Source organism: Alcanivorax sp. (assembly GCF_014762765.1).
Taxonomy (GTDB): domain Bacteria; phylum Pseudomonadota; class Gammaproteobacteria; order Pseudomonadales; family Alcanivoracaceae; genus Alcanivorax.
In genome coordinates this window covers 23515-27832 of record NZ_JABURH010000196.1, presented here as the reverse complement: position 1 = coordinate 27832, position 4318 = coordinate 23515, and the positions used below count along the sequence as shown (strand labels likewise).

General features: G+C 62.2%; 4 protein-coding genes. 2 read left to right on the top strand and 2 right to left on the bottom strand.

From position 1 onward, the window contains the following. Positions 1–716: NAD-dependent epimerase/dehydratase family protein (locus HUJ17_RS15185; protein ID WP_290511483.1), on the bottom strand; the 716-nt coding region annotated here is incomplete at its 3' end. A gap of 214 nt (positions 717–930) precedes the next feature. On the opposite strand from HUJ17_RS15185, the gene HUJ17_RS15180 reads away from it, so the two are divergent. Then, positions 931–1833 (top strand): hydrogen peroxide-inducible genes activator, encoded by a 903-nt coding sequence (locus tag HUJ17_RS15180; RefSeq protein WP_290511482.1) that lies wholly within the window; start codon positions 931–933, stop codon positions 1831–1833. A 117-nt stretch (positions 1834–1950) separates the two neighbouring features. After that, a complete protein-coding gene (recG, locus tag HUJ17_RS15175) occupies positions 1951–4038 on the top strand; it encodes an ATP-dependent DNA helicase RecG (protein ID WP_290511481.1) in 2088 nt (695 codons plus the stop codon). Between the two features lie 15 nt (positions 4039–4053). On the opposite strand, the gene HUJ17_RS15170 is transcribed toward recG, so the two are convergent. Next, positions 4054–4318, bottom strand: a 265-nt coding sequence (locus tag HUJ17_RS15170) for a hypothetical protein (protein ID WP_290511480.1), incomplete at its 5' end; no start/stop codon positions are given.

Below are 4318 nucleotides of genomic sequence, written 5' to 3'. Positions count from 1 at the left end.
TCGGGCACCGCCAGGGTCAGCCCCTGCTGCTGGGCCAACCATTGCAGCACGTCCAGGTTACGTCCACCCACGTTGTCGGTACCGATCACCAGCGGCGGCATTTCCTGCCCTGCCAGCCAGCCATCAGCCACGCTCTTGAGCAGGCCCACACAATCATCCCGGTGAATGCGGTTGGTCCACTGGGCGGCCGGCAGTGCGTCCTCGCCCCGGGCCAGCCGCGCCGCCTTGTCGATCTGCCGATAGCGGCCCGGTCCATAGATGCCGGAAAATCGCACCACCGTACAGTGGCTCCGGATGCTCAGCTCCTCTTCCGCGGCCAGCAGCACCTTGCCGTTATACCGGGTGGGTCGAGGCGGTGTCAGCTCATCTACCTCACCCGCCACGTCACCGAACACCGCCGTACTGGACACAAAGATCACCGGCGGCAGCGGCTGCTGCCCGGCCAGAGCATCCAGCAGGGTCTGCGGCGCCCGCACATAGGCCTTCAGATAGCCTTCTTCGTTGTACTCGGATGGCGTCATGATGATGACAACCAGATCCACCGGATCCGGCGGCAACATGGCGGCACCCTCCAGCAGGTCCTGGCTGTAAAGCTCCACCCCGGCAGGGCAGCGGCTGCCCCGGCGAATAGCGCTAACCCGGTGTCCGTCTGCCAGTAACTGTTCCGCAAGGCCGGTCCCCAGATCTCCCAGGCCGGCAATCAGGATATGGGACATAAATTTAAAACCAGTGAATAGTTAATAATGAATAATTAATAATGAAAACCGGACTCGCTACAGGGCCTGGGCGCGCCTGTCTGGACAGGAAAATTTGCCTCGGCCTGGCGCGAGTTATTCACTATTAATTATTCATTATTAATTAATCAGCGCTCTGGCATCCCCCCCCGTGGGTGTGCACAATGAACTATCATCGACTAAACGTATCGACGCCATGACACTAACAGAACTTCGCTATTTAGTCGCCCTGGCCCGGGAGCGCCATTTTGGCCACGCCGCCCAGGCCTGCAACGTGAGTCAGCCCACTCTCAGCGCGGCAATCAAGAAGCTGGAAGAGCAGCTGGGCATGCCCCTGTTCGAACGGCGTCCCAGAGAGGTAGTCGTGACCCCGCAGGCGGAGCCAATTGTGGCCCAGGCCCAGCGGGTGCTGGAACAGGCGGACCTGCTGACACAGATGGCCATGAGCCAGCAGGATCAACTGGGGTCACCACTGCGCGTTGGCGCCATTTTTACGGTGGCACCCTATCTGTTCCCCACCATGGTGCCGAAGGTGCGTGCAGCGGCACCGGAAATGCCCCTGTTTATCGAAGAGAACTACACCCACGTACTGCGTCGCAAGCTGGAACAGGGCGATCTGGATGCCATTATCGTCGCGCTGCCGTTCTCCGGTGGCGGCCTGGTGCGGGCACGCATGTACGAGGAATCCTTTTCGGTGCTGCTGCCCGGCGATCATCCCTGGACCACCCAGAAGGAAATCAGCCCGGACCAGTTGTTGGACGAAACCCTGCTGTTACTGGGTGAAGGCCACTGTTTCCGGGACCAGGTGCTGGAACTGTGCCCGGCCATCGATTCCCAGCGCCAGCGCAACCTGGTCCAGATTGAGGGCGGCTCCCTGGAAACGCTACGCCACATGGTCGCCAGCGGTCTGGGCATCACCGTGCTGCCCAACTCCGCCCTGCACCAGCACGGCTACGACAAGGCCACCTTCGCGGTACGCCCCTTCAAGGCTCCGGTCCCGGCGCGGACCATTGCCCTGATCTGGCGGGACAGCTTCCCGCGGCCGAAAGCCATCGAGGTGTTGCGCCAGGCGGTGCCGAAGGAAGGGCTGGCCGGTTAATCATGGGTTGGATGATCGCTCCCCGTAGGAGCACCTCTCGAGGTGCGAACCTGTTTGAAGACGATCTCCCAAGTACCGTTCGCACCTCGAAAGGTGCTCCTACAGCGGCGCGGTATAATGGCCAGTGACAGTCTCTCCGCCCTGCCCATCACCCGCCTGAAAGGCGTGGGCCCCGCCGCTGCCGAACGGCTGGCGAAACTGGGCCTGCATAGTCTGGAAGATGTGCTGTTCCATCTGCCGTTTCGCTACGAAGACCGCACCCGTATTACCCCCATCGGCAGTCTGCGCCCGGAAACCGGGGTGGTCATCGAAGGCGAAGTGATGGCGGCCGATGTGGTGTTCGGGCGCCGACGGTCGTTGCTGTGCAAGGTAGCCGATGGCACCGGCATGGTGACCCTGCGCTTTTATCATTTCAGCGCCGCGCAGAAGAACAACATGGAGCGGGGCAGGCCCATTCGCGTGTATGGGGAACCCCGCCCCGGGGCCGCCGGACTGGAGTTTTATCATCCCGAATATCAAATTGGCAGCACCCTGCCCCCCCTGGAAAAAGCACTGACTCCCGTCTACCCCACCACCGAAGGGGTCAGCCAGAAACTGCTGCGCAACCTGGCCGGTCAGGCCCTGCATTACCTGCAGGGTCACCCGCCGGCGGAACTGATTCCCGGCGAACTGCTGGACCAACGCGGCCTGCCATCACTCACCGACGCCCTGAGCAAACTGCACAATCCGCGCCCGGATGATCCGGTCAACTTGCTGCTGGACGGCAAACACCCGGCGGTAAAGCGGCTGGTCATGGAAGAGATGGTGGCCCACCAGCTGGGCATGCTGCAGAAACGGGCGGGTCAGAAAGCCTTCCACGCGCCGCGCCTGCACGCGGATGATCTATTCGAACAACTGCAGGCCAGCCTGCCCTTCACCCTCACCGGGGCACAGCAGCGGGTGATTGGAGAATTGCTTGGCGATATGGGCAAGCCCCACCCCATGCTGCGGCTGGTACAGGGGGATGTGGGCTCGGGCAAGACCCTGGTCGCCGCCGCAGCAGCGCTAGCCGCCATCGAATCCGGCTACCAGGTGGCGCTGATGGCGCCCACGGAACTGCTGGCCGAGCAGCACCGGGACAACTTCCACCACTGGCTGGCACCGCTGGGCATCCAGGTGCACTGGCTGGCTGGCAGTCTGGGGGCCAAGGCCCGGCGGGACACCCAGGCGGCGCTGGCAGACGGCAGCGCCCATATCGTGGTGGGCACCCATGCCTTGTTTCAGGAAGCCGTACAGTTCCATCGCCTGGGACTGACTATCATCGACGAGCAGCATCGCTTCGGCGTGCAACAGCGCCTGGCCCTGCGCGAAAAAGGCCGCTTCGATACTCGCCATGGCATCCAGGTGCCCCACCAGCTGGTGCTCACCGCCACGCCGATCCCCCGCACCCTGGCCATGAGCGTCTACGGTGATCTGGATACCTCGGTCATTGATGAAATGCCCCCGGGACGTAAACCCATCGACACTCTGGTACTACCGGAAGGACGTAGGCCACAGGTAATCGAGCGCATCAACGACGCCTGCCAGCAGGGCACACAGGCCTATTGGGTCTGTCCGCTGATTGAGGAATCCGAGGAAATTCAGGCCCGGGCGGCGGAAGCCTCTTTTGAGGAATTGCAGGCCGCCTTGCCCGATCTCACCGTGGAACTGGTGCACGGTCGCATGAAGGCAAAGGAGAAGGCTGAACGCATGGCCAGATTTGCCAGTGGCGAGGCCCAGTTACTGGTGGCCACCACCGTGATCGAGGTGGGCGTCGATGTACCCAATGCCACCCTGATGGTGATGGAGAATGCGGAACGGCTGGGTCTGGCCCAGCTCCACCAACTGCGTGGACGAGTGGGCCGGGGCGGCGAGCAAAGCTACTGCCTGTTGCTCTACCAGACGCCCCTGTCGCTCACCGCCAAACGGCGCTTGGCGGTGATGCGCGACACAACCGACGGCTTTGTGATTGCCGAGGAAGACCTGAAACTGCGCGGCCCCGGCGAGTGGCTGGGCACCCGCCAGACCGGCGACATGGCATTCCGTATTGCCGACCTGGTGCGCGACGAATCCCTGATGGAGCCCGCCCGTGAGGTGGCCGACAAGCTGCTTCATGACCACCCCGACAATGTCGAATCACTATTGCGACGATGGCTGAAGGGAGGGGAAAGCTATGCGGACATTTAATGCCCTCCCGCAAACTCACTGGGTGACTTTCACCGTCACTGTCCCCACCCCCGCATAGCTGACAATCCGCAGAATCCGGTCATCTGATCCGGGAAGAACCTGGCCACCATCTACAGACACCTGATAGCCATCGGGATAATGCCGTTCCGGGACAAAGATTTCGGTGACAGAACCGGGCGGAAAATGGTCGTTCCCGTCGGCACGCTGAGTGGAATAGGTCAGATGGAAAACCTTGTTCTTGCGATCGAATCCGTAACTCTCCGGCACCCCGGCCACACGC

What these genes read in the sequence shown, in the direction of transcription:
- recG (WP_290511481.1), top strand. Translation starts at nt 1,951, where the DNA reads ATGGCCAGTGACAGTCTCTCCGCCCTGCCCATCACCCGCCTGAAAGGC.
- HUJ17_RS15180 (WP_290511482.1), top strand. Translation starts at nt 931, where the DNA reads ATGACACTAACAGAACTTCGCTATTTAGTCGCCCTGGCCCGGGAGCGC.